Origin of the sequence: Actinokineospora pegani (assembly GCF_009745975.1) — a bacterium.
GTDB classification, from domain to species: Bacteria; Actinomycetota; Actinomycetes; order Mycobacteriales; family Pseudonocardiaceae; genus Actinokineospora; species Actinokineospora pegani.
On the sequence record NZ_WHOL01000039.1, the window covers coordinates 44901 to 66117 of the forward strand.

Here is a 21217-nt window from a genome sequence, read left to right on the forward strand (position 1 = left end):
GCCCGCGCCCGGGTCCCCGCCCCGCGCCCCCCGCGCACCGACCCGGCACCACACCCCGACCAAGATCATCCGGCCCTGGGGACCCCCGAAATCCACGCTACCCAGCGGGACCGACAATCCCGGCGAGTTGTCCACAGCCCGCGTCCCGCCCAAGCCCCCCAGGGCACACCGAACCCGGTCGCCCCCATCAAGACCGACGATCCGCCCGCGCCCGCCCCGCACTCGGCTGCCTGGCCCGCCGAAACGAGCGGCCCGCAGACCCCCTCCACCCCGGCCGACCAAAATCATCCGGCGCCGGGGACCCCCGATTTCCACGTTACCGAGGGGGACCGACGATCCCGGCGAGTTGTCCACAGCCCGCGTCCCGCCCAAGCCCCCCAGGGCACTCCGAACCCGGTCATTCCCCTCGAGGCCGGCAACTCGCCCGCGCCTTCCCATACCCCACACCTGGCCGCGGACTCCGCGAGAACAAGCGCCCCACCAGCCACCTTTCGCGTCCCACAAGCACTTCCAGCTCCGACTGAGCAAGATCATCCGGCGCTGGGGACCCCCGATTTCCACATTACCCAGCGGGTCCGACAATCCCCGCGAGTTGTCCACACCGCCCAAGCTCCCGAAGGTGGCGAGCGATGACCGACCTCCTCGAACGCCCCGCCCCCGCCGCGGAGCCCGCCCCGGCCAAGTCCCGGCGCAAGTGGCCGACCCCGCTGGTGTGGGTGAGCTGGGCGCTGGCCGCGGCCATGACCTACTTCATCGCCTTCCCGCTGATCAAGGCCGTGCTGAGCCTGTTCGGCGTCGCCACCGCGACCACGGGCGCCGCCGACTCCACGTTCCTCAGCGTCGTCACCAGCGGTGAGACGCTGCAGGCGCTGCTCAACACCGCGATCCTGGTCGTCTGCGGCGGGGCGTTCGCGATCCTGGTCGGCGCCGGGTTCGCCTGGCTCAACGAGCGCACCGACGCCCGGGTCGGCTGGCTGGCCGAGGTGCTGCCGCTCGTATCGATGTTCGTGCCGTCGCTGGCCGCGGCGATCGGGTGGGTGTTCCTGCTCGACCCCGACATCGGCCTGCTCAACAGCCTCATGCGCACCGCGCTGGGCTGGGTCGGCATCGATGCCGCCAGTGGACCGCTCGACATCTACAGCTGGTACGGGCTCATCTGGTGCTACGGCGTGTTCCTCGTGCCGTTCGCCTACCTCGCCATCTCCAACGGCCTGCAATCGCTCGACCCGTCGCTGGAAGAGGCCTCCCGGGTCTCCGGGGCCGGTCCGGTCAAGACGTTCTTCAAGGTCACCCTGCCCGCGCTCAAGCCCGCCCTGGGCAGTGCGGTCATGATCGTCATCGTGATGGGCATGGCGCTGTTCTCCATGCCGGTCATCATCGGCACCCGCGCCGGGATCGACGTGCTCCCGGTCAAGATCGTCGAGGACGTCACCCAGACCTACCCCGTCGACCAGGTCTCCGCCCTGTCCCGCAGCGCGATGCTGCTGGTGATCGTGCTCATCGCCGGGTACGTTCAGCGCAGGCTCGTCGGCGTCGGCAAGGGCAAGGGCCAGGCCTTCGCCACGATCGGCGGCAAGGGCAGCCGGGGCGGCGCGGTCAAGCTGGGCAAGCTCAAGGCCCCCGCCCGCGTGCTGATGTTCGGCTACCTCGCCGCGGCCGCCATCCTGCCGTTCCTGGGCCTGCTGTTCGTCTCGCTGCAGACCTTCTGGTCCTCCGCGGTCGACTGGTCCGGCCTGTCGCTGGACGCCTACGACGCGCTGTTCGAGAAGCCGATCCTGTCCGAGGGCCTGAAGAACAGCATGCTCCTGGCCGCCGGTTGCGCCACCGTGGTGGTCCTGTTCGCGATCATCATCACCCACTTCACCGAGGTCAAGGGCGGCAAGTCCGCCCGGGCGGTCGACGGTGTGCTCAAGACCCCGGCCGCCATCCCGCACATCGTGTTCGCCATCGCGCTCATCGCCGCGTTCGGCGGGCCGCCGTTCGGGTGGAACGGCACCGCGCTGATCCTGGCCGCCGCCTACGTGGTCATGTACTTCCCGCAGGCCGCCATGTACTCCTCGGCGGCCGTGCACCAGATCGGGCGACCGCTGATCGAGGCGTCGCACGTGTCCGGGGCGGGCGACGCCAGGACGCTGCGGCGGGTGCTGGTGCCGCTGATGACCCCCGCGCTGATCTCCGGCTGGGCGCTGATCTTCGTGCTCATGGCGGGCGACATCACCGCATCGGCCATGCTGGCCAGCACCAACACCCCGGTCGCCGGGTTCGTGATGCTCGACCAGTGGTCGCACGGCAGCTACCCGACCATCGCCGCGCTGGGCGTCGTGCTGACGCTCATCTCCACCTGCGTGGTCCTGGTCGCGCTGCGGGTCCGCAACAAGTTCCGGATCAACCGTTGATCGTCGACTCGCACGTCCACCTGTGGTCCCTCGACTCCCGACCGCAGCCGTGGATCCCCGCGGGCGACCTGCTCGACCGCGACTTCACCCCGGCCGACCTGGGCAGCGCCGCCCAGGCGGCCGGGGTGGGGCGGGTGGTCCTGGTCCAGGTCCTCAACCGCGCCGACGAGACCGCCGAGCACCTGGCCCTGGACGACCCCCTGGTCGCCGGGGTCGTCGGCTGGGTCGACCTGGCCCGGCCCGGCTCCTTCGCGGGCCTGGTCGGCGTGCGCCACCAGGCGCTCGCCGAGCCCGACCCGGCCGCCTGGGTGCTGCGCCACGACGTGCGCGCGGGCATGGCGCAGTTGGGCAAGCTCGGCCTGGTCTGCGACCTGATGCTGCGCCACCAGCACTTCGCCGCCGCCGAGGAGACCCTGCGGTCGGTCGACGGCGCGCGGTTCGTGCTCGACCACGCGGGCAAGCCGCCGATCGCCTCGGGCTGGGGCTCGGCGGAGTCGGGGGAGTGGGCCGCGGCGGTCACCTCCATCGCCCGCCGCCCCAACGCCCTGTGCAAGCTGTCCGGGCTGACCGTGCTGGCCGGTCCGGAGTGGACCGTCGCCGACCTCAAGCCCTACGCCGAGCACCTGCTGTGGGCCTTCGGCCCCCGGCGGCTGCTGTTCGGCTCGGACTGGCCGGTGTGCCTGCGCGCGGGGTCCTACCAGCGGACCGTGGACGCCGCGCTGGAGCTGGTGTCGGGGCTGTCGTCGGCCGAGCGGGCGGCGGTCATGGGTGAGAACGCCGTCGCGGTCTACGGCCTGTGACGACCCTGGGCTCGCGGCGCGGCGGCAGCGAGCGGGCCCTGCTGGTGGTGCTGGTCCTGGTCGTCGTCGTGGTGTCGCTGGTCAGCAGCCTCGGCGCGCCGCTGGTCCCGCTCATCGCCGCCACCCACGGGGTCTCCCTCTCGGCCGCCCAGTGGACGCTGACCGTCGCGCTGCTGGCGGGGGCCGTCGCGACGCCGGTCCTCGGCCGCCTCGGGGACGGGCGGTTGCGCCGCCCGGTCATCCTCGGGACGCTCGTCGCCGTTGTCGTCGGGTGCCTGCTGGGGGCGATGCCGCTGGGGTACGTCGGCCTGCTGGTCGGCCGCGCGCTGCAGGGTGTCGGGTTCGGCCTGATGCCGCTGGCGATGACGGTCGCGCGTGGACACCTGTCACCCGACCGGGTGCGCGGGGCGGTGGCGCTGCTGTCGGTGACCACGATCGCCGGGGTCGGGGTGGGCTACCCGATCAGCGGGGCGCTGTCGCTGTGGGGCGGGGTCCCGGCCAGCTACTGGTTCGGCTTCGGCCTGGGGCTGGCGGTCCTGGCCGCCGCCTACTGGGTCCTGCCCACCGCCGAGGTCCCGCGCCGGGGGCGGCTCGACGTCGTGGGCGCCGTGCTGGTCGGGGTCGCGCTGACCTCGGTGCTGCTGGCCGTGGGGGAGGGGCTCTGGGTCCTCGGCGCGGTCGGGGCCGTGGTGTTCGGCGTGTTCGTGGTGTTCGAGCTGCGGGCGGCGCGCCCCTTGGTGGAGCTGCGCCTGCTGCGCCGCCGCCGGGTCCTCGTCGCCGACCTGACCGGCCTCGTCGCCGGGGTCGGGGTCTACCTGCTGATGTCGGCGGCCACCCGGGTCCTGCAGGAGCCCGGCGGTCTCGGCGCGTCGGTGCTGGTCGCCTCCTGCGCCATGGTCCCGTTCTCCGTCGTCAGCCTCCTGGCCTCCCGCCTGTCGGGCCTGCTCCGCGTGGACCAGGCCGTGCTGCTGCCGGTCGGCTGCCTGCTCTTCGCCGCCGCGATGGTCCTGTTCTGGTCCCAGCGCGACGCCGTGTGGCTGATCTTCGTCGTCCTCGGCGTCGCGGGCGCCGGGGCGGGCTGCACCTTCGCCGCCATGCCCGGCCTCATCGTCGACTCCGTCCCCACCACCGAGGTGGGCAGCGCCATCGGCGTCAACCAGGTCGTCCGCACCATCGGCTACTCCGGCGGCAGCGCCCTGTCCGCCGCCCTGCTGGCCCAAGGCGGCTACGACACCGTCGCCGCGGTGGGCGTCGCCGTCATGCTCACCGCCGCCGCCTTCAGCGCCTGGGCCGTGCTCCCCAGGTCAGCGGGCCCCCGCCCACCCCGCGACGAGCTGCTGGTGCTCGACCAGTGAGCTTTGTCCGACCCCGTCGCTATGCTCCTGTCCATGGCGGTGGACAGTGCGGCGCTCCTTCGGCTGGTAGACACCTTGGCCGAGGTGGAGCACGCCCAGAACGACAAGTACACCTCTTTCGCCGTCCGCGGCCGCAAATTCGGCTACCACTGGCCCCGCACCCGCACCGCGGGCCTCAAGCAGACCCTCACCGAGCAATTGGCCCTCATCGCCGAACGCCCGGACGTCTTCGAGGAACAGTTCACCTGGGGCGGTTTCGGCTGGGTGGTGGTCCAACTCGACCTCATCGACCCAGACGAACTAGCCGAACTCCTCTACGAGTCCTGGCGCCTGACCGCCCCGCCAGACCTGGTCGAGGAATCCCCGGACTGGGCCACCACCCCACCCCAACTCAGGCCAACCCCATGACCCCCAGAACCACCACCCGGGTAGACCGCTGGCTCTGGGCAGTCCGCCTCACCAAAACCCGCTCCGACGCCGCCGCCGCCTGCCGGGGCGGCCACGTCCGAGTCAACGACCGCCCAGCCAAACCCGCCACCCCGATCTCCCCCGGCGACACAGTCCGAGCCCGCATAGGCGACCGCACCCGCCTGGTGGAGGTCGTCCGCGTCATCGAGAAACGCGTAGGCGCCCCCGAAGCCGCCCTCTGCCTCATCGACAACTCACCACCGCCACCGTCCAAGGACCCGCTGCAGGCGCCGATCGCGCGCCGCGAACGCGGAGCCGGCCGACCCACGAAGCGCGAACGGCGAGTGCTGGACCAGTTCCGCGCTGGCTGGGAATAGCAAGGCAGGCCCGTGGACTCCAAGCCCGCCTCGGACACGATCCGCAGCCCCGACTGAGCGGGTCAAAATCCATCTCGGTCCGAAGCGAATCTCTTTTCGACATGTTGCGAGCATCGCCGGATAGGGGAAAGACCCCGGCAGTGTAGAAATGGGAAAGGCCTTGGAATCGCGTCCTGGTTTCGTATCAAATCAGGACGGCCCACCTGTCCCGGCTTGCGCCGGGCGGGGTGTTGCGCCGCGTCAAGCTGACGCCGCGGGTCCCCGTTCCTGGCGCGGTGGGCGTTGTTGTGCGCGTCGGGTCGTAAGTGGGTGGGGTTTTTGATGGAAGGTGAGGGTGTTGCGATGTGCGCCTGATCGGTCGTTGCCCAGGTCTCGTTCGCGCTGCTAGCGTCGTCGGGCGGTCGGGGATTCGCTTTCTGTGCAACCGATTTCTGGGGACTGGGGCAAACACGTGAAGATCTTTGGCGACCGTGCGAGACGGGGTCTCGCGCTGAAGTCGGTGCTCGGCGCGATCGTGGTGGGGACGGTCGCGGGCGGCGTCTACTACACCAGCACGTCGGCGACGGCGAATGAGCCCGTGGTGGCCTCTTCGTTCGTGTGCGGGGTGCCGGGGGGTGCGGAGGCCGCCGTGCCGATCGAGTTCGGGGTGGTCGCGCCGGAGTCGGTGGTTGTCGGGGTTTCCGCCGTTGTTCGTCCGCGGGCGGTGATCACGGTGCCTGCTGAGTTGGTGGGGCGGTTGCGGGGTTTCGGCGAGAGCCTGGATGCGACCGTCGTGCCCGAGCTGACGCTGATCGAGGGGGAGGCGGCGACGGAGCTGGGGGCGCGGCCGTTGGCGGTGCGGTCCATGGGGGTGCCGGGGTCGGGGGAGTTGGTCCTGGACATCCCTGGTGCGCCGGTGTCGTTCACGCCGAAGGCGCGGGGGACGGCCAGGGTCGAGCTGACCGGGTTGGCGGCGACGATCACCGTCGGTGCCGCCGAGGTGCCGTGTCGGGCTGTTTCGCGGTCTGTGGCGTTGGGGACGTTCTCCGTGGCGGCGGATGACACGGTGCAGCCGCCGCGGGTGCTGGCGGAGCCCGGTGGCGAGGTGTCCGCCAAGGCGCTCCCGCCGCTGCCCGAGGGCAAGCGCGTTCGGCACCGGTTCGCCATGGAGATCACCACCCGGCTGGCGAAGGTGGGCGCGGAGGTGCGGCTCACCGGTGAGTTCGTCTCAACCATCTACACGGAGGGTGAACTCGAGGGGCGGTTGCGGGGCCAGATCACCGTCAACCCCGCCGACGTCTACCTCGTCGTCTTCCGCTTCATGCCGGTGACCAACACCATCGCGCTGGACCAGCGCGAGTACGCCACGGGGGAGGCCGACATCAAGATCGACCCGGTGACCGGGCTCTACGCCGCCGTCCAGACCAGGGCCGCGCTCTACGTCAAGGTGTCCAACGTGCTGCAGGACGGCGTCCCGCTGGATGTCGGGGCGGGCTGCGAGACGGCGTCGCCCCTGCTGCTCGATCTCGCTGGTCGGGTCAACCTGGGCCAGAAACACCCGGTCTCGAACCTGGAGGGCCTGGCCACCATCCCGGCGTTCGCGCCGTGCGGCGTCAAGGAGAACGTCGCGCCGCTGCTGAGCGGGCTGGTCTCGGGGCCGGGCAACAAGGTCAGCGTGAAACTCACCTACATCGACGTCATCCCCTGACCCGCGGCGGGAGACCCGCGGCGACGGTGAAGTCCTCGTGGACCGGTCGGCCAGGCCCGAACCACGGCCTGGCCGGCTGGCCCGGGGGGACGCCAGGAGGGCGTGACGGGCATCCTCACCGCGGGACCGCGTTCTCGGCCAGCTCGGCCAACTGGCCGGTGACCAGACCCCAGCCCTCGGTGAAGCCCAGCTCCTCGTGCCGCGCGCGGGCCTCCGGGTCGCCGTGTCGGACGACCACGCGGTAGTCGGTGCCGTCCGGGTGGTCGCTCAGGGTGATGGTGGTGGTCATCGCGACGGGGGCGGGGGTCGCGGGACGCCACGTGCCGGTGACCGCGTTGGTGAACACGATCCGTTCGAGTTCGTCGACGGCGAGCAGGCACGCGTCCAGGTGCGGGGTGAACTCGACCCCGTCGGCGCTCAGGCTCGTCACGAACGCCCCGCCGGGCCGTAGGTCCAGGCACTCCACGCGGCAACGGGTCGGCGCCGGGAGCCACCACCGCTCGAGCCTGCGCGGGTCGGTCCAGGCGTTCCACACGGTCGCGCGGGGGGCGCGGATGATCCGCTCCAGGCCGAGGTCGAGGTCGGGGTTCACTGCTTGTTCTCCTCCTGGTCGGTGACGAACTGTTCGAGGCGGTCGGTGCGTTCCGACCAGATCCGGCGCTGCTCGGCGAGCCAGCCGTCGAGCAGGGCGAGCCGGTCGCGGTTGAGCACGCAGGTGCGCACCCGGCCGGTCTTGACCGTGTGGATGAGCCCGTTCGTCTCGAGTGCGCGCACGTGCTTCATGAACGAGGGCAGGGTCATCGGGAACTCGCGGGCGAGGGCGCCGACGCTGCTGGGCCCGCGGCCGAGGTGGCGGACGACGGCTCGACGGGTCGGGTCGGCGAGCGCGAGGAGCACTCCGTCCAGGTGCGCCGAATGCTGTGCCATGTGGCTAAGTATTGCCGAGTCTGACACTTAGCGCAAGGGCTAAGTGTTGCCCGCTCGACCGCGACCTGGCCGACCGTCGTGCGCCGGAGACCACGTCCCGCTTCGGGGGCCGCCGCCGCGCTCCTTCCGCGGGCATGTCGGCGGCTAGACTGGCCGCGATGCGTCGTTACCGGTGGCAGTTGTCCGCGCTCTTGCTCGTCGTCGTCCTGGCGGCCTCCTTCGTGTTCCTCGGCGGTCCCGACGACCCGCCCGCGCCCCGGCCGCCCGACGGGGCGCCCCGGGTGCTGGTCGCGCTGGGTGACAGCACAATCTCCGGCGAGGGGGCCGGGGACTACGAGCCCGGCACCGATGGCGAGGACGGCGACTGGTGCCACCGGTCGGCCAACGCCGCCATCCACCGGACCGGGGTCGGCGACATCGCCGAGACGATCAACCTCGCCTGCTCCGGGGCGCCGTCGGAACAGGTCGGCCTCGGGGACGTGGAGCAGTACACCGAGGGCTCGCAGGCCAGGCGGCTGGGCGAGATCGCGCGCGACAAGCGCGTGGTGGCGATCCAGTTGGCGTTGGGCGCCAACGACGAGCCCAAGTTCTCCCACGTGCTCGACGGGTGCGTGCGGGCCTGGTTCGACCAGGGCCAACCCGGCTGCGGCGCGGCCAACGGCGACTGGGCGTCCAGGGTGGACGCGATGGTGCCCAAGGCCGTCCGGGCCATCGGGGACATCCGGTCGGTGATGCTCGACGCCGGGTACCAGGCGGGCGACTACCAGTTGATCCTCCAGTCCTACGCCGCGCCCGTCGGTCCGGGCGCGCGGGCGGAGCTGCTCAACCTCAACGGGTGCCCGCTGCGGTCGGAGGACCTCGACTGGGTCAGCGAGACCGCCGTGCCGGTGATGACCGAGGGTGTGCGGCGGGTGGCGCGCGAGACCGGGGTCCGGTTCCTCGACCTGTCCCGGGCCGGGATCGGCCGGGAGGCCTGCTCGCGGGAGGACCCGGCGCAGGAGTGGTTCGCCCGGCTGGCCGTGCGCTGGGAGGACCTGGGCCACGAAGAGCGGTTCTCGCACGCGCTGCAGGAGTCCTTCCACCCCAACGCCGCCGGGCACGCCCAGATCGGCCGCTGCCTCGGCGAGTTCATCGGCTCGGCCGACCCCGCCGCCGCCTGCCTGGTCGGCGGCGACGGGAACCTGCACGCCGCGCCCAGCCGGGACGCCCCCCGGTCCTGACGCGGGCGCTGTCCCAGTCCGCCGGGTTCCGGCATCGGTGCGCGCGCGGACGCGGGTACCATGGGTCGGCTCGGGGCGGACGGGGAGGCGCTGGATGACCCAGAACACCGGAACGGGCTTGGCCCAGGCGGGCGACGACGGGTTGGCGTCCCGGCTCGCGCCGCTGACCGCCGCCCTGCTCGAGGCGCGCACCGTGGGCGAGGTCCTCGACCGGGTGTGCGAGACGACCGCCGTCGTCATCCCCGGCGCCGACGTCGTCTCGGTGACCCTGCGGGCCCCGGACGGGCGGTTCCACACCCCGACCGGCACCGACGAGGTGGCCATCGCGCTCGACCTGCTGCAATACGAGGCGGGTGAGGGCCCCTGCGTCAACGCCGCCCGCGACGGCGGCCCCGGGCACGTCCACTGCGCCGACCTGGCCCTCGGCGAGCACTGGCCGGTCTTCGGCCCCGCCGCCGCGGCCGCCGGGTTCCGGGCCGTGCTCGCGACCGCGCTGGTCGTCGGCGGCGCCCTCAGCGGCTACCAGGGCGCCCTGAACGTCTACACCCGCGGCGTGGTCGACTCGAGGCAGGCCTGCGACATCGCGCTCATCCTCGCCGCCCAGGCCTCGCTCGCCCTGGCCTCGGTCGTCACCGCCGAGCACACCCTGCTGCGCGAGACCCAGTTGCGCGCCGCCATCGACTCCCGCGACCTCATCGGCCAGGCCAAGGGCATCCTCATGCAGCGCAGGGGCATCACCGCCGACGAGGCGTTCACCGTCCTGCGCGAGGCCTCGCAGCGGATGAACGTCAAACTCGCCGAGGTCGCGGCCAGGCTGACCGGGGGCGGGTAGTCGGTCACGATTCGCCGGACGCCGGGACAGCCCGGCGCGACTCCCGGCATGATGGCCGCGTGGCCCCAGCGGACCGGGAAGGTGACTGCCGGTGACCTGCCCGTTCTGCCAGGAGGACATCCGCGGGCGCGAGCGGTCCGGCAACAAGTGCGGCAAGTGCGGCAAGGTCTACGTCTTCGACCCCAAGACGAACCCGCTGGGCCTGCACGACCTGCGGGTGCGGCGGCACGTGGACAAGCTCCGTGCGGGGCGCGGGCTGCGGTTCACCACGAGCCAGTTGTGGCTGTCGCTGGCGCGCAAGCAGGTCGCTGAGCCGACGACGCCGTTCGCGTATTTCGGGTGCTACCTCGGGTTGGTCGTCGGCGCGGTCATCATCGCGGTCTCGGGGTGGGCGGCCTACGTCCACGCGGTGCCGACCGCGGTCGCGTCCATGGTCGTGGTGACGCTGATCGTGCGGCGGTTCGTCCGGCCCGGTGCGGCGCGCGGGCGGCTGGTGTCGGTCGCCATGCTCCTGGACGCGTTCGCGGAGCAGCTCTGGGGTGTCTGGCCGCGACTGCACGGCGGTCCGGTCGAGGGCCTGGTCGACGACAGCAGGCCTGCCGGGCACCGGCTCGCCCGACCGGAGCGCGTGCTGCTGTGCCCGGTCAACGCCGCGACGGCCTGCCTGGTGGCCAACGGGGTCCCGCAGCGGCTCAACCTGCACACCGCCCAGCGCCTCGACCAGGTGCCGCCCGGCCTGCCCGTCCTCATCCTGCGCGACGCGAGCGTGGTGGGGCAGCGCTTCGCCGCGCGGGCCGTGGCCGCGCTCGGGCCGCGTGCGGTGGATCTCGGGCTGACCCCGGCGCAGGCCAGGGCCGACCGGCACCTGCCCCGGCTCAAGGGGGCCCCGGTCGCGCCGGAGACCCTCGGCCACCTTGGCCTGTCCGAGGCCGACACGGCGTGGCTGGCCGAGGGGTGGTGGGTCCCGCTGGCCTCGGTCCGCCCCGCCAAGCTCATCGCCGCTGTGGAGAAGAGCGTCGCCCGCACGGACCCCGACCACGCGGCCGCCGCGGCGGTCGGGTTCCTGACCTGGCCGGGGAGCGCGCGGTGACCTGCTCGCGTGAGCGGCGCTCGTTCCGGACGAGTGCGCACCGCGAGAGGAAGTTCGTCTTCGAGCCCAAGCGCACTAAGGTGCGCGTGCGCGACCTGCGGGTCCGCGAGCTTGTCGAGCGGCTGTCCGGGCCGGACGGGGTGTTCGCCCGCCTGCCCGTGACGGTCCTGCGCGACACCAGCGTCCCCGGACTGCGCCTGGCCGCCCGCGCCGAGGCGACGCCTCGCCCCGCGAGGGCCAGGGGGATGACCGCGGTGCGCGGGCAGCGGTACGACCCCGCCGACCCGCGCAAGCCGCTCGCCGTGGTCGGCCGGGCCGAGCCCGCCCACCGCCAGGCCGCGGCGCCGGGGTTCCGGACCTGGCCGGGGCAGGCGCGGTGATCCTCGCCCGAGCGTTGCGCGCAGCCGCCCGGCGCGCGGCCGAACCCGGCGGTCTGCGCTTCACCGAGCGACAGCTCTACTACGAGCTGTGCCGGGTGCTGCGCCCGTACCACCTCGGCCCCCGGCGCTGGGACTACACCGTGCGGCCCCCGGTGTCCTACAGCGCTTTCCGCGCGGCGCTGGCCGAGGCGGGCCCGGTGCCCGGACTGCTCCCGCCCGCCGCACCGCGTCGTGGCACCGGACTGCACACCGCTGAGCCGGACCTGTTCGACTACGGGCTCCCCCGGCTGCTGGTGTGCGAGTCGGTCGAGGTCGCGGGGATGCTGCGGGCCAACGGGATCGAGGTCGAGTCGGCGTGTCCGGTGGTCGCCGCGGTGGAGCTGCCGTTGGACCCGCGGGTGGTCGGGATGCTGGAGCTGGGGGGTGGCACGGTCTACGCGCTGCACGACGCGACCCCGGCGGGGATGGACTTCCCGGCGGCCGCGGCCGCGGGGGCGCCGGTGGTCGCCCTGGGGCTGCGGCCCCGGCAGGCGTGGTCGCTGCACCTGACCAGGGGGCGTGGCCCCGCGGGCAGGCCCGCGGCGGAGCTGTCCGCTGTGGAGGGGCAGTGGTTCGCCGGGGGCCGGTTCGTCGAGGTGGAGGCGGTGCGGCCCGCGTCGTTGCTGCGCACTGTGCACCGGCTGGTGCGCGAGGTCCGGCCGCGGCGGGACGGGTGGGCGAGCTGGACGGGGTGGCGGCGGTCGGGTTTCCTGACCTGGCCGCGAGGGTGAGGGGAGGGACGCGATGGCAGGAGACAGGCGCGAGGTCCGCGTGACCTACACCGACGAGCTGCTCGCGGACGGGACCGTGCACCGGTCCTATTCCGACGGCAGGCAGGAGTGGCGCGCCAAGTCCGGGCCGGTGGTCTCCTGGCGGGACAACCGGGGCGCGGCGGGCACGGACGAGGCGCTCGGGCGGCGGCTCGTCAAGCGGGTGCGCGCCGACGGCTCCACGCTCTACGGCCGCGACGGCGGCTACGGCCGGACGTTGTGGAGCGACGGCGTGCTCACCGTGAACCAGACGTCCTTCGGCGGGCGCATGGGCGCGGTGCTCGGCGCCGTCGCGGGCGGGGCACTCCTGACCGCCGTCGCCATGCCGCCGCTCACCATGTCGTCCGAGGAGGAAGAGGAGTTGCGCCGCCAAGCCGCCGACAGCGGCTCGGGGGGTGGCGGCGGGGAGGCGGGCTACTCCGGGTGGGACGGCTCCGACGGCTCCGACGACGACTTCGGCTGAGCGGGGGAGCGGGTGCGCTGGATCGCGAGGACGGGACCGGTGGAGCTGGGGCTGCTCGACGGGCCGGGCACGGCCGGGCGGTTCGCCGCGGGCGGGTTGACCGCTGTCGGCGAGGTGACCCTGCACAACGCCGACGCGCTGCGCCGCACCGTGGACGCGCCCCCCGGCTGCGACGACGGGACGCTGCTGCTGGCCGCCTACGCCCGGCGCGGGCTCGACGGGGTCGCGGCGGCGGAGGGCATGTTCGCGCTGGCCGTGGTCGACGGCGACGAGGTGGTGCTGGTCCGGGACCACGTCGGCGCCCGCACGGTGTTCCACGCCCGCGCGGGCGGCCGCTGGGCCGCTTCGACCTCGCTGCGGGCCCTGCGCGACTGGCCCGCGCTCGGCGCCGGGCTGGACCTGGCCGCCGTGCGGTCGTTCCTCACCTTCGCCTACCTGCCGGGGGAGCAGACCCTCGTGCGCGGGGTGCGGGAGCTGCTCCCCGGCCGCTGCCTGCGGCTGCGTCCCGACGGCTCGTCCCGCGAGGACGTCTACTGGGAGCCGCGGGAAGTCCTCGACCCCAAACCCGCGGGCGAGCACGCGGGCGAGCTGCGGGCGCTGCTGGAGGCGGCCACCGCCCGCAGGCTGCCCGTCGCCGAGCCGGTCGCCGTGCTGCTCTCCGGCGGCGTCGACTCCAGCCTGGTCACCGCGCTGGCGGCGAAGCTGCACGACCAGCCGGTGCGCACCTACTCGATCAGCTTCGGCGACGAGCTGCCCAACGAGCTGGGCTACTCCGGCCTGGTCGCCGCGCACTGCCACACCGAGCACGCCGTGCTGTCGGTGCCCGGCGCGGCCGTCGCCGCCCGGCTGCCCGGCACGATGGCCCTGCTCGACTCCCCGGTCGGCGACCCGCTGACCGTGCCGAACCTGCTGCTGGCCGAGCGCGTCGCCGCCGACGGGCTGACCACCGTGCTCAACGGCGAGGGCGGCGACCCGGTCTTCGGCGGCCCGAAGAACCTCCCGATGATCATTTCCGAGCTGCACCGCGCCGACCCCCGCCCCGACGCCAGGGCCAGGGCCTACCTCGACTCCTACCGCAAGTGCCTGGCCGACCTGCCCGCGCTGCTGACCCCCGAGGTCCACCACGCCCTGCGCGACGCCCCGCCGCTGACCGACCACGTCGCCCCCTACCTGCGGCAGGGGCGGATGACCGGGCTGCTCAACCAGCTCCTGCACACCAACCTGCGCACCAAGGGCGCCCACCACATCCTGACCAAGGTCGAACGGCTCACCGCCGCCACCGGTGTCGAAGGCCGAGCGCCGCTGTTCGACCGCGCCGTCATCGACCACGCGTTCCGCGTCCCGGGCCCCCTCAAGCTCAAGGGCGCCACCGAGAAGTGGATCCTCAAGGAGTCCGTGCGCGACCTGCTGCCCGCGACCATCGTCGACCGGCCCAAGAGCGGCATGCGGGTGCCGGTGCAGAACTGGCTGGACGGTCCGCTGTCGGCGATGGTCGCCGACCTGCTGCTCAGCCCGCGCGCGGCGACCCGTCCGCTGTTCCAGCCCGCCACCGTGTCGGCCTGGCTGCGCCGCGAGGGGGCGCTGCTGCCGCGCCAGGGCGGCAAGCTGTGGCTCCTGCTGTCGCTGGCCCTGTGGCTCGACGCCTACGACCTCAGCCCCTGACTAAGGTCCACCGCGTGGCTGCGGACTACTACCAGGTCGTCACGACGACGGACTCCCAGGACGAGGCTGACCGGCTGGCGGCCGCGATCGTTGAGCAGCGCTTGGGCGCCTGCGTGCACGTCTTCCCCATCACCAGCGTCTACCGCTGGGAGGGCGGGGTCGCCCGGGACCAGGAGTGGCGCCTGGCGATCAAGACACCGGCGGGCAGGCTGGCGGACCTCAAGGGGTACATCGAGGCGGACCACAGCTACGACGTGCCGATGGTCATCGCGACCGAGATCGTCGACGGGTCGGAGGGCTACCTGTCCTGGGTGGCGGACGAAACCCGCTAGGCCAGGCGGCGGGGGCCGATCAGGGCGGCGACGCCGATGAGGAGGTAGCCGACGCTGGGGCCGAAGGCGCCGGGGCTCAGGCCGGCCAGGTCGGTGAGATCGAGGCCGCCCGCCAGGTCGAGGACGGCGGTGAGGTGGAAGCCGGACAGCGCCAGCAGGACCACGCCCGCGATACGCCGGAACACGCTGATGGCGGTCTTCAACGCGAACGCGACGCCCACCGCCAGCGCCACCGCGACCGCGCCGACCGCCAGTTCGCCGGGGCTGAACCGCTCCTCGACGCCGAACAGGCCGGTGAGCGGGCCGAGGCCGAAGCGCAGCGCGACGAAGCCCAGGCCCAGGATCGCCAGGCCGCCCCAGACGACCTTCATCGCCACCGACTCCAGGACGGCGGTGAAGGCCAGCAGCACGCCCAGGACCACCAGGGGGTAGCTGAACAGCAGCACGTACCAGCCCGCGAAGTCCTTCGGGCCGCCCTCGGAGACCAGCTCCCACAGCTCCAGCAGCGACGCCGAGTCCGCGCCGCGCACCGTCACCCACGGCAGCAGCGTCAGGCTGACGACCTGCACGAGCGTGCCGACGACCGCCAGCAGCACGCCCAGGCCGGGAAGCCGGAAGCCGCCCCCGGACTCCGACCGCGGCTGGCGCGGGGGCCGCTGCGGCGCCTGCGGGCGTTGAGCGGGCGGGCGCTGGGCTTGTTGCTGCCCGTGCGCGTACGGCGCCGGCCCGTACGGGTCCTGGCGCTGGTACGGGTCCTGGCGCGGCGGCTGCCGGTGCGGGTGGTACGGGTCAGACATCCCTGCAACCTAGCGACTCGGCCGCCCGGGGGACAGGCGCGCGCCGGGACCGCTGTCCCTGGGAATGGGATTGGTCGACAGATGATCTCCTCGGTGCGAGAATTCCCCACCGGTTGTCGTTCGGGGAGGGTGGCTGGTGGCGGTCGAGACGAGCAGGCGGGCGTTCTTGGCGGTGGCGGGCTTGCTCGGCCTCGCCGCGTGCGGGTCCGACACCGGGCGCGGCGGGTCGGCGAAGGGCACGATCCAGCAGTGGTACCACGCCTACGGCGAGGACGGGGTGCAGGACGCGGTCCGCCGCTACGCCGCGCAGTACCCCGGCGCCGAGGTCGAGGTGCAGTGGAACCCCGGCGACTACGACTCCAAGATCGTCACCGCGTTGCAGAACTCCGGCGTGCCGGACGTGTTCGAGGCGCAGGTCAAGGTCGACTGGGTGCGGCAGAACCGGGTCGTGCCGCTCGACGACCTGCTCGGCGACGCCCGCGGCGACTTCGTCCAGACCCTGCTGGAGTCCCAGACCGTCGACGGGAGGCTCTACGGCATCCCGCAGTCGATCGACACGCAGGTGCTGTTCTACCGGCCCAGCCTGCTGGCCAAGGCCGGTCTGACCCCGCCCGCCACGGTCGACGAGCTGCTCGAGGCGGCCGAGCGCCTCAACGCCGACGGGGTGCGCGGGCTGTTCGCGGGCAACGACGGCGGCGTGGCCGTGCTGACCGGCCCGCTGCTGTGGTCGGCCGGGCTGGACTTCCTCGACGCCGACGGCACGGGCCCCGGGTTCGACGACCCGCGCGCGGCCACCGTCTTCGGCAAGCTGCGCGACCTGCACACCGGCGGCGGCCTGCTGCTCGGCTCGCCCACCGACTGGTCCGACCCCGGCGCGTTCGTCGAGGGCCGGGTCGCGATGCAGTGGACCGGGCTGTGGAACCTGCCCAAGATCACCGAGGCGCACGGCGACGACGTCGGCGTGGTCGCCTTCCCCGCGCTCGACGGCTCCGGCACGGCCTCCGTCCCCGTGGGCGCCTACAGCGCCATGGTCAACGCCCGCAGCGCCGATGTCGAGGCCGCCAAGGCGTTCGTGAAGTGGCTGTGGGTCGACAAGACCGACCACCAGGCCGAGTTCGCCACCAAGTTCGGCACGCACCTGCCCGCCCGCGCCAGCCTCGCGGGCGCCACCGAGGGCACGGTCAAGCAGGTCGCCCGGTTCGTCGTCGACAGCGGCCGCATCGCCAGCCCCGCCCGCTGGCCCGACCGGGCGAACACGGCCCTGTCCGACGCGGTCTCCCGCATCGCGCGCGAGGGCGCCGAGCCCGCGGGGGAGCTCAGGGCGGCGGTGGGGACCGCGCGGAGCGAGATCGCCCGGCTCGGGAAGTGACCCGGCGCTCGGCGCTGGCGTTCTGGCTGTTCGTCGGCCCGTTCGCCGTCGGGCTGCTGCTGTTCACCGTCGTCCCCATCGGGTGGAGCGCGTACCTGAGCTTCTTCGACGCGCGGAACACGGTGACGCCGTCGGAGTTCGTGGGCCTGGCCAACTACATCGACACGCTCACCGACCGCGCGTTCCTCGACAGCTTGGGCACCTTCACCGTGTTCGCGGCCCTGGTCGTGCCCACGACGGTGCTGTTGTCGTTGGGACTGGCGCTGTTGGTCGACAAGGTGCGCGTGGCGCGCGCGTTCGTGCGGTCGGTGTTCTTCCTGCCGTTCGCCTGCTCGTACGTCGTGGCCTCGCTCGTGTGGAAGATGTCGCTGTTCTCCGGCTTGGACTCCGGGGTGGCCAACACCGTCCTGGGCTGGTTCGGCGGCGACCCGCAGGCGTGGATCGGCACGGTCGACCCGCCGCTGTACTGGGTCGTGCTGACGACCGCCCGGCTGTGGCTGCAACTGGGCTTCTTCATGATCCTGTTCCTGGCGGCGCTGCAACGCATCCCGCGCCACCTCTACGAGGCGGCGGCGGTGGACGGCGCGACGCCGGGGTGGCAGACGTTCCGGCACGTGACGCTGCCCGGGCTGCGCGGGGCGTTGGTCGCGGTGGTCGCGCTCAACCTCATCAACGCCTACCAGGCGTTCGACGAGTTCTACAACATCCTGGGCGACGCGCGCGGCTACCCGCCCTTCGCCCGTCCGCCGCTGGTGTACCTCTACTACACCTCGCTCGGCTCGGGCGGCCAAGACCTCGGGCGGGGCAGCGCCGGGGCGGTCGTGCTGGCCCTCGTCATCGCGTTGGCGACCTTGTTGTCCGGTCGGCTCTTCCGGAGGCGGGCATGAGTCGCGTGCTGCGGTCGGTCGTCCTGGTGATGGCCCTTGTGCTGTTCGCGCTGCCGTTCGTGATGCTGCTGCGCACAGCGCTGTCGGGCGGGTGGTCGGTGTTCGCCGACCTCTTCACCGACAGCGATGTGCCGTTCGCCCGAAGCCTGGTGAACTCGTCGCTGGTGGCGGTGGCGCAGACAGTCGGTCAGGTCGTGCTGTGCTCGCTGGCGGGCTACGGCCTCGCCCGCGTCCCGTACCGGCACGCGGGCAAGGTGCTCGGCGTGGTGGTCGCCACGCTCATGGTGCCCACTGCGGTGACGTTCGTGCCCAGCTTCGTCGTCGTGTCGAGCCTGGGCTGGCTGTCGGACTTCCGGGGGCTGATCATCCCGGGGCTGTTCAGCGCGCTCAACGTCTTCCTGTTCCGCCAGTACTTCCTGGACTTCCCCGGCGAACTGGAGGAAGCGGGCCGCCTCGACGGTCTGAGCCGGTGGGGCGTGTTCTGGCGGATCGTCGCGCCGAACTCCGCCCCGTTCCTCGCCGCCATCGCGGTCATCTCGTTCATCGGGAGCTGGAACCAGTTGCTGTGGCCGCTGATCATCGCCCAGGATTCGTCGACCTGGACCGTCCAGGTCGCGCTGTCGAGCCTGCTCACCGACCAGAATCCGAAGGTGGCGCTGCTGTTCGCGGGCGCGGCGGTGTCGATCGTCCCGATCGTGCTCGTCTTCGTCGTCCTGCAACGCCACCTGGTGCGCGGCGTCACCGAGACCGGCCTGACCGGCTGATCGCCCGTGCTTGTGGGATCGGTCTCCTCCACGAGCAAAACTGTACCGGCTGGACGGTATAGTTCCCGGTGTGACGACGAGCGACGAGTTCCGGCGGGCCCACAGGCGGCGGTGGGCGGCCCTGGCCGTCCTGGTGGGCGCTGTGCTGCTGCTGGCGGTGGACAGCACCGTGCTGTACCTGGCCGTGCCCTCGATGACGCGGGACCTGGCCCCGACCGCCACCCAGATCCTGTGGATCGGCGACGTCTACTCCCTGGCCCTGGCCGGGCTGCTGGTCACCACCGGCACCCTGGCCGACCGCCTCGGCCGCAAGCGGGTGCTGCTGGCCGGGACGGTCGCCTTCGGGGCGGCGTCGGCGCTGGCCGCGTTCTCCACCAGCGCCGAGATGCTGATCCTGGCGCGGCTGCTGCTGGGGGTCGCCGGGGCGACGGTGATGCCGTCGACGTTGTCGATCATCCGGAACCTGTTCACCGACGCCCGGGAGCGGACGCGGGCGATCGCGGTGTGGTCGGCGGCCTCCGGTGGCGGGCTCGCGCTGGGGCCGCTGGTCGGCGGGGTGCTGCTGGAGCGGTACTGGTGGGGGTCGGTCTTCCTGGTCAACGTGCCGATCGTGGTCGTGTTCGTCGTGGCGGGGGCGTTGTTGCTGCCGGAGTCGCGCGACCCCTCGCCGGGGCGGTTCGACCTGGTCTCGGCCGGGCTGTCGATGGCCGCGGTGGTGCCGTTGGTCTACGCGGTCAAGCACGCCGTCAGCTCCGGGCCGGACGTCTGGTCGCTGGTGGCGGCGGGGGCCGGGCTGGCCTCGGGGGTGCTGTTCGTGCGCAGGCAGCGCGGGCTGAGCTCGCCCATGATCGACGTGCGGCTGTTCAACAACCCCGCGTTCAGCGGCGCCGTGCTGGCCAACGTGATCGCGATCTTCGCGCTGACCGGGCTGCTGTTCTTCTTCTCCCAGTACCTGCAGCTCGTGCGCGGGTTCGGCCCGCTGGTGGCCGGGATGGCCGAGCTGCCCGCGACCCTGGCCGCCATCGCGGTGGTCGGGATCGTCGGCCTCGCCGCCTCGCGGTTGGGGGTCGGGCGGGCGGTGGCGGCCGGGCTCGCGGTGGCCGCGGGCGGGCTGCTGCTGGTCGCGGTGGCTGAGGGCGCGCAGAGCTACCTGTGGCTGGGGCTGGCGCTCGTGCCGGTCGGCCTGGGCGTGGGCCTGGCGATGACGCTCACCGTGGACGCGGTGGTGTCGGCGGTGCCGCCGGACAAGGCGGGGGCGGCGTCGGCGATCTCCGAGACCGCCTACGAACTCGGTGTGGCGCTGGGCATCGCCGTGCTCGGCTCGGTGGTGACGGTGGCCTACCAGGCGTTCCTCGTCCTGCCCGCCGACCTCGCCGACGGGGTGCGCGCGGCGGTGACCGACTCGCTGTCCTCGGCGCTGGCCGCGGTCGGCCCGGAATCGGGGCTGGCGGCAGCCGCCCAGTCGGCGTTCACCGACGCCATGCAGGTCACCGCCATCGTGGCGGCGGCGCTGACGCTGCTGGCCGCCCTGGTCGCCTGGCGCACGATCCCCTCAGCCCGGCAGCGTCTCGAGCCCGCCGCGGAGGAGTCCTGAGATGGCCCGCACAGCCGGGCGCTCGCCCGAGGAGACCCGCCGCGTGCTGCTCGGCGCGGCGGCGGAGGTCTTCCGCGACCGGGGCGTGTCGGCCACGCTGGCCGACGTCGCCCGCGGGGCGGGGGTGTCCAAGGGCGGCCTGCTCTACCACTTCGCCACCAAGGACGACCTGGTCCGCGCCCTCGTCCAGGACATGCTCGACACCTTCCGCGCCGACGTCACAGCCGCCGTCGACCCCGACGACACCGGACCGGGCAGGCTCACCCGCGCCTACGTCCGCGTGAGCCTGCGCGCCCACGACGCCGACGAGGTCCGCGAGACCGCCGCCCTGATCGCGCAGCTCGCCGCCATCCCCGAGGTCGCCGCACTGGCCAAGTCCGACGCCCGGCACTGGGCCGCCACGCTGGCCGCCGACGGCCTGCCCCCCACCGTCCTGGCCCTGGTCGTCTCCGCCGCCGACGGCGCCAGCTTCGCCGCCCTCTGGGGCGGCGCCAGCCACACCCTGCCCGCCCACGACCTGGAACGCGGCCTGCTCCGCCTCACCCGCGACCGGGACCTGTGGGCCCTGCTGGCCCCGTCGCAGGGATGAGCCCGCTGGTCAGGACAGGAAGACCGACCTCAGCGCGCGCACCAGCACCGGCCGGTCCGCTTCCGCCACCTGTGCCAGCACCTCGGCGTCCACCGCCGAGACCACCCCTCGTGCCCACGTGCTCAACTCCACCCCGGCCGCGGTCACCCGCAACCGGGCCGTCCGACCGCGGCCGGGCTCGCTGAGGCGTTCCACCGCCCCCAGGTCCTCGAGGTGGCGCAGGGTCGCCTGCATGCTCTGGGCGGTGACCCCGGCCCGGCGGGCCAGTTCGCTGTAGGAGACGCCGGGGTCGCGGGTCAGGTGCGCCAGGGCCGAGAGGTGGCGCAGGGACATGCGGCGTTCCCGCAGCGCCTCGTCCACGCGGGCGCGCAGGCGTTTGCCGAGGGTCATGAGCAGGAACGTCGCGCTGAGGTCGCCGGGTGGTGCGGTCACCGGCACAGTGTCCCACCCCTTCCGCTGGTTTCAGTCTGGCTGTAACT

General features: G+C 73.1%; 23 protein-coding genes. 19 read left to right on the plus strand and 4 right to left on the minus strand.

Annotation, left to right across the window (positions count from 1 at the left end; all coding sequences use genetic code 11):
• The first annotated feature begins 629 nt into the window (after positions 1 to 629).
• From GCL84_RS02285 to GCL84_RS02310, 6 genes are all read left to right on the plus strand, one after another.
• Positions 630 to 2396 (plus strand): ABC transporter permease, encoded by a 1767-nt coding sequence (locus GCL84_RS02285; RefSeq protein ID WP_156753642.1) that lies wholly within the window; start codon positions 630 to 632, stop codon positions 2394 to 2396.
• Positions 2393 to 3196, plus strand: coding sequence for an amidohydrolase family protein (locus GCL84_RS02290; RefSeq protein ID WP_156753643.1), 804 nt, complete (start codon positions 2393 to 2395; stop codon positions 3194 to 3196). Before GCL84_RS02285 ends, GCL84_RS02290 begins: the two co-directional genes overlap by 4 nt.
• A complete protein-coding gene (locus GCL84_RS02295; protein WP_156753644.1) occupies positions 3193 to 4551 on the plus strand; it encodes an MFS transporter in 1359 nt (452 codons plus the stop codon). Before GCL84_RS02290 ends, GCL84_RS02295 begins: the two co-directional genes overlap by 4 nt.
• Positions 4552 to 4584: 33 nt before the next feature.
• Positions 4585 to 4959 (plus strand): MmcQ/YjbR family DNA-binding protein, encoded by a 375-nt coding sequence (locus tag GCL84_RS02300; RefSeq protein ID WP_156753645.1) that lies wholly within the window; start codon positions 4585 to 4587, stop codon positions 4957 to 4959.
• On the plus strand, positions 4956 to 5336 hold the full coding sequence (locus GCL84_RS02305; RefSeq protein ID WP_156753646.1) for an RNA-binding S4 domain-containing protein: 381 nt from the start codon (positions 4956 to 4958) through the stop codon (positions 5334 to 5336). Before GCL84_RS02300 ends, GCL84_RS02305 begins: the two co-directional genes overlap by 4 nt.
• 499 nt (positions 5337 to 5835) lie before the next feature.
• Positions 5836 to 7023 (plus strand): hypothetical protein, encoded by a 1188-nt coding sequence (locus GCL84_RS02310; RefSeq protein WP_156753647.1) that lies wholly within the window; start codon positions 5836 to 5838, stop codon positions 7021 to 7023.
• 115 nt (positions 7024 to 7138) lie between these two features.
• On the opposite strand, the gene GCL84_RS02315 is transcribed toward GCL84_RS02310, so the two are convergent.
• Together GCL84_RS02315 and GCL84_RS02320 are read right to left on the minus strand one after the other, a co-directional pair.
• A complete protein-coding gene (locus tag GCL84_RS02315) occupies positions 7139 to 7615 on the minus strand; it encodes an SRPBCC domain-containing protein (protein ID WP_156753648.1) in 477 nt (158 codons plus the stop codon).
• The gene (locus GCL84_RS02320; protein WP_156753649.1) at positions 7612 to 7950 is read right to left on the minus strand and encodes an ArsR/SmtB family transcription factor; all 339 of its coding nucleotides are present in this window, start codon (positions 7948 to 7950) and stop codon (positions 7612 to 7614) included. Before GCL84_RS02320 ends, GCL84_RS02315 begins: the two co-directional genes overlap by 4 nt.
• A gap of 158 nt (positions 7951 to 8108) precedes the next feature.
• On the opposite strand from GCL84_RS02320, the gene GCL84_RS02325 reads away from it, so the two are divergent.
• The 8 genes from GCL84_RS02325 (at position 8109) to cutA (ending at position 14738) form a co-directional block, all read left to right on the plus strand.
• The gene (locus GCL84_RS02325) at positions 8109 to 9170 is read left to right on the plus strand and encodes a GDSL-type esterase/lipase family protein (RefSeq protein WP_156753650.1); all 1062 of its coding nucleotides are present in this window, start codon (positions 8109 to 8111) and stop codon (positions 9168 to 9170) included.
• Positions 9171 to 9264: 94 nt separating this feature from the next.
• Positions 9265 to 10002 (plus strand): ANTAR domain-containing protein, encoded by a 738-nt coding sequence (locus GCL84_RS02330; protein WP_156753651.1) that lies wholly within the window; start codon positions 9265 to 9267, stop codon positions 10000 to 10002.
• Positions 10003 to 10093: 91 nt separating this feature from the next.
• Complete coding sequence (locus tag GCL84_RS02335; RefSeq protein ID WP_156753652.1) at positions 10094 to 11092, plus strand: hypothetical protein; 999 nt, start codon at positions 10094 to 10096, stop codon at positions 11090 to 11092.
• Complete coding sequence (locus GCL84_RS02340; RefSeq protein ID WP_156753653.1) at positions 11089 to 11472, plus strand: hypothetical protein; 384 nt, start codon at positions 11089 to 11091, stop codon at positions 11470 to 11472. The genes GCL84_RS02335 and GCL84_RS02340 overlap by 4 nt, the downstream gene beginning before the upstream one ends.
• Entirely contained in the window at positions 11469 to 12242 is a 774-nt protein-coding gene (locus GCL84_RS02345; protein WP_156753654.1) for a hypothetical protein, read from the plus strand. Before GCL84_RS02340 ends, GCL84_RS02345 begins: the two co-directional genes overlap by 4 nt.
• Positions 12243 to 12255: 13 nt before the next feature.
• Entirely contained in the window at positions 12256 to 12744 is a 489-nt protein-coding gene (locus GCL84_RS02350) for a hypothetical protein (protein WP_156753655.1), read from the plus strand.
• Positions 12745 to 12756: 12 nt separating this feature from the next.
• A complete protein-coding gene (locus GCL84_RS02355; protein ID WP_156753656.1) occupies positions 12757 to 14406 on the plus strand; it encodes an asparagine synthetase B family protein in 1650 nt (549 codons plus the stop codon).
• 14 nt (positions 14407 to 14420) lie between these two features.
• A complete protein-coding gene (gene cutA / locus GCL84_RS02360) occupies positions 14421 to 14738 on the plus strand; it encodes a divalent-cation tolerance protein CutA (protein ID WP_156753657.1) in 318 nt (105 codons plus the stop codon).
• Here cutA and GCL84_RS02365 read toward each other — a convergent pair.
• Positions 14735 to 15535 carry a hypothetical protein gene (locus GCL84_RS02365; protein WP_156753658.1) on the minus strand — a complete coding sequence of 267 codons (801 nt, stop codon included), beginning with the start codon at positions 15533 to 15535 and terminating at the stop codon, positions 14735 to 14737. The genes cutA and GCL84_RS02365 overlap by 4 nt on opposite strands.
• A gap of 136 nt (positions 15536 to 15671) precedes the next feature.
• On the opposite strand from GCL84_RS02365, the gene GCL84_RS02370 reads away from it, so the two are divergent.
• The 5 genes from GCL84_RS02370 to GCL84_RS02390 all read left to right on the plus strand — a co-directional run bounded on the left by GCL84_RS02370 (position 15672) and on the right by GCL84_RS02390 (position 20738).
• A complete protein-coding gene (locus GCL84_RS02370; protein ID WP_156753659.1) occupies positions 15672 to 16904 on the plus strand; it encodes an ABC transporter substrate-binding protein in 1233 nt (410 codons plus the stop codon).
• A complete protein-coding gene (locus GCL84_RS02375; protein WP_156753660.1) occupies positions 16901 to 17791 on the plus strand; it encodes a carbohydrate ABC transporter permease in 891 nt (296 codons plus the stop codon). Before GCL84_RS02370 ends, GCL84_RS02375 begins: the two co-directional genes overlap by 4 nt.
• On the plus strand, positions 17788 to 18555 hold the full coding sequence (locus tag GCL84_RS02380) for a carbohydrate ABC transporter permease (RefSeq protein ID WP_235925939.1): 768 nt from the start codon (positions 17788 to 17790) through the stop codon (positions 18553 to 18555). Before GCL84_RS02375 ends, GCL84_RS02380 begins: the two co-directional genes overlap by 4 nt.
• A gap of 70 nt (positions 18556 to 18625) precedes the next feature.
• Positions 18626 to 20149: an MFS transporter gene (locus GCL84_RS02385; protein ID WP_156753661.1), complete on the plus strand. Its 1524-nt coding sequence runs from the start codon at positions 18626 to 18628 to the stop codon at positions 20147 to 20149.
• A gap of 1 nt (position 20150) precedes the next feature.
• Positions 20151 to 20738 (plus strand): TetR/AcrR family transcriptional regulator, encoded by a 588-nt coding sequence (locus tag GCL84_RS02390; RefSeq protein WP_156753662.1) that lies wholly within the window; start codon positions 20151 to 20153, stop codon positions 20736 to 20738.
• Between the two features lie 9 nt (positions 20739 to 20747).
• On the opposite strand, the gene GCL84_RS02395 is transcribed toward GCL84_RS02390, so the two are convergent.
• Positions 20748 to 21170: a MarR family winged helix-turn-helix transcriptional regulator gene (locus tag GCL84_RS02395; protein ID WP_156753663.1), complete on the minus strand. Its 423-nt coding sequence runs from the start codon at positions 21168 to 21170 to the stop codon at positions 20748 to 20750.
• Between the last annotated feature and the right edge of the window lie 47 nt (positions 21171 to 21217).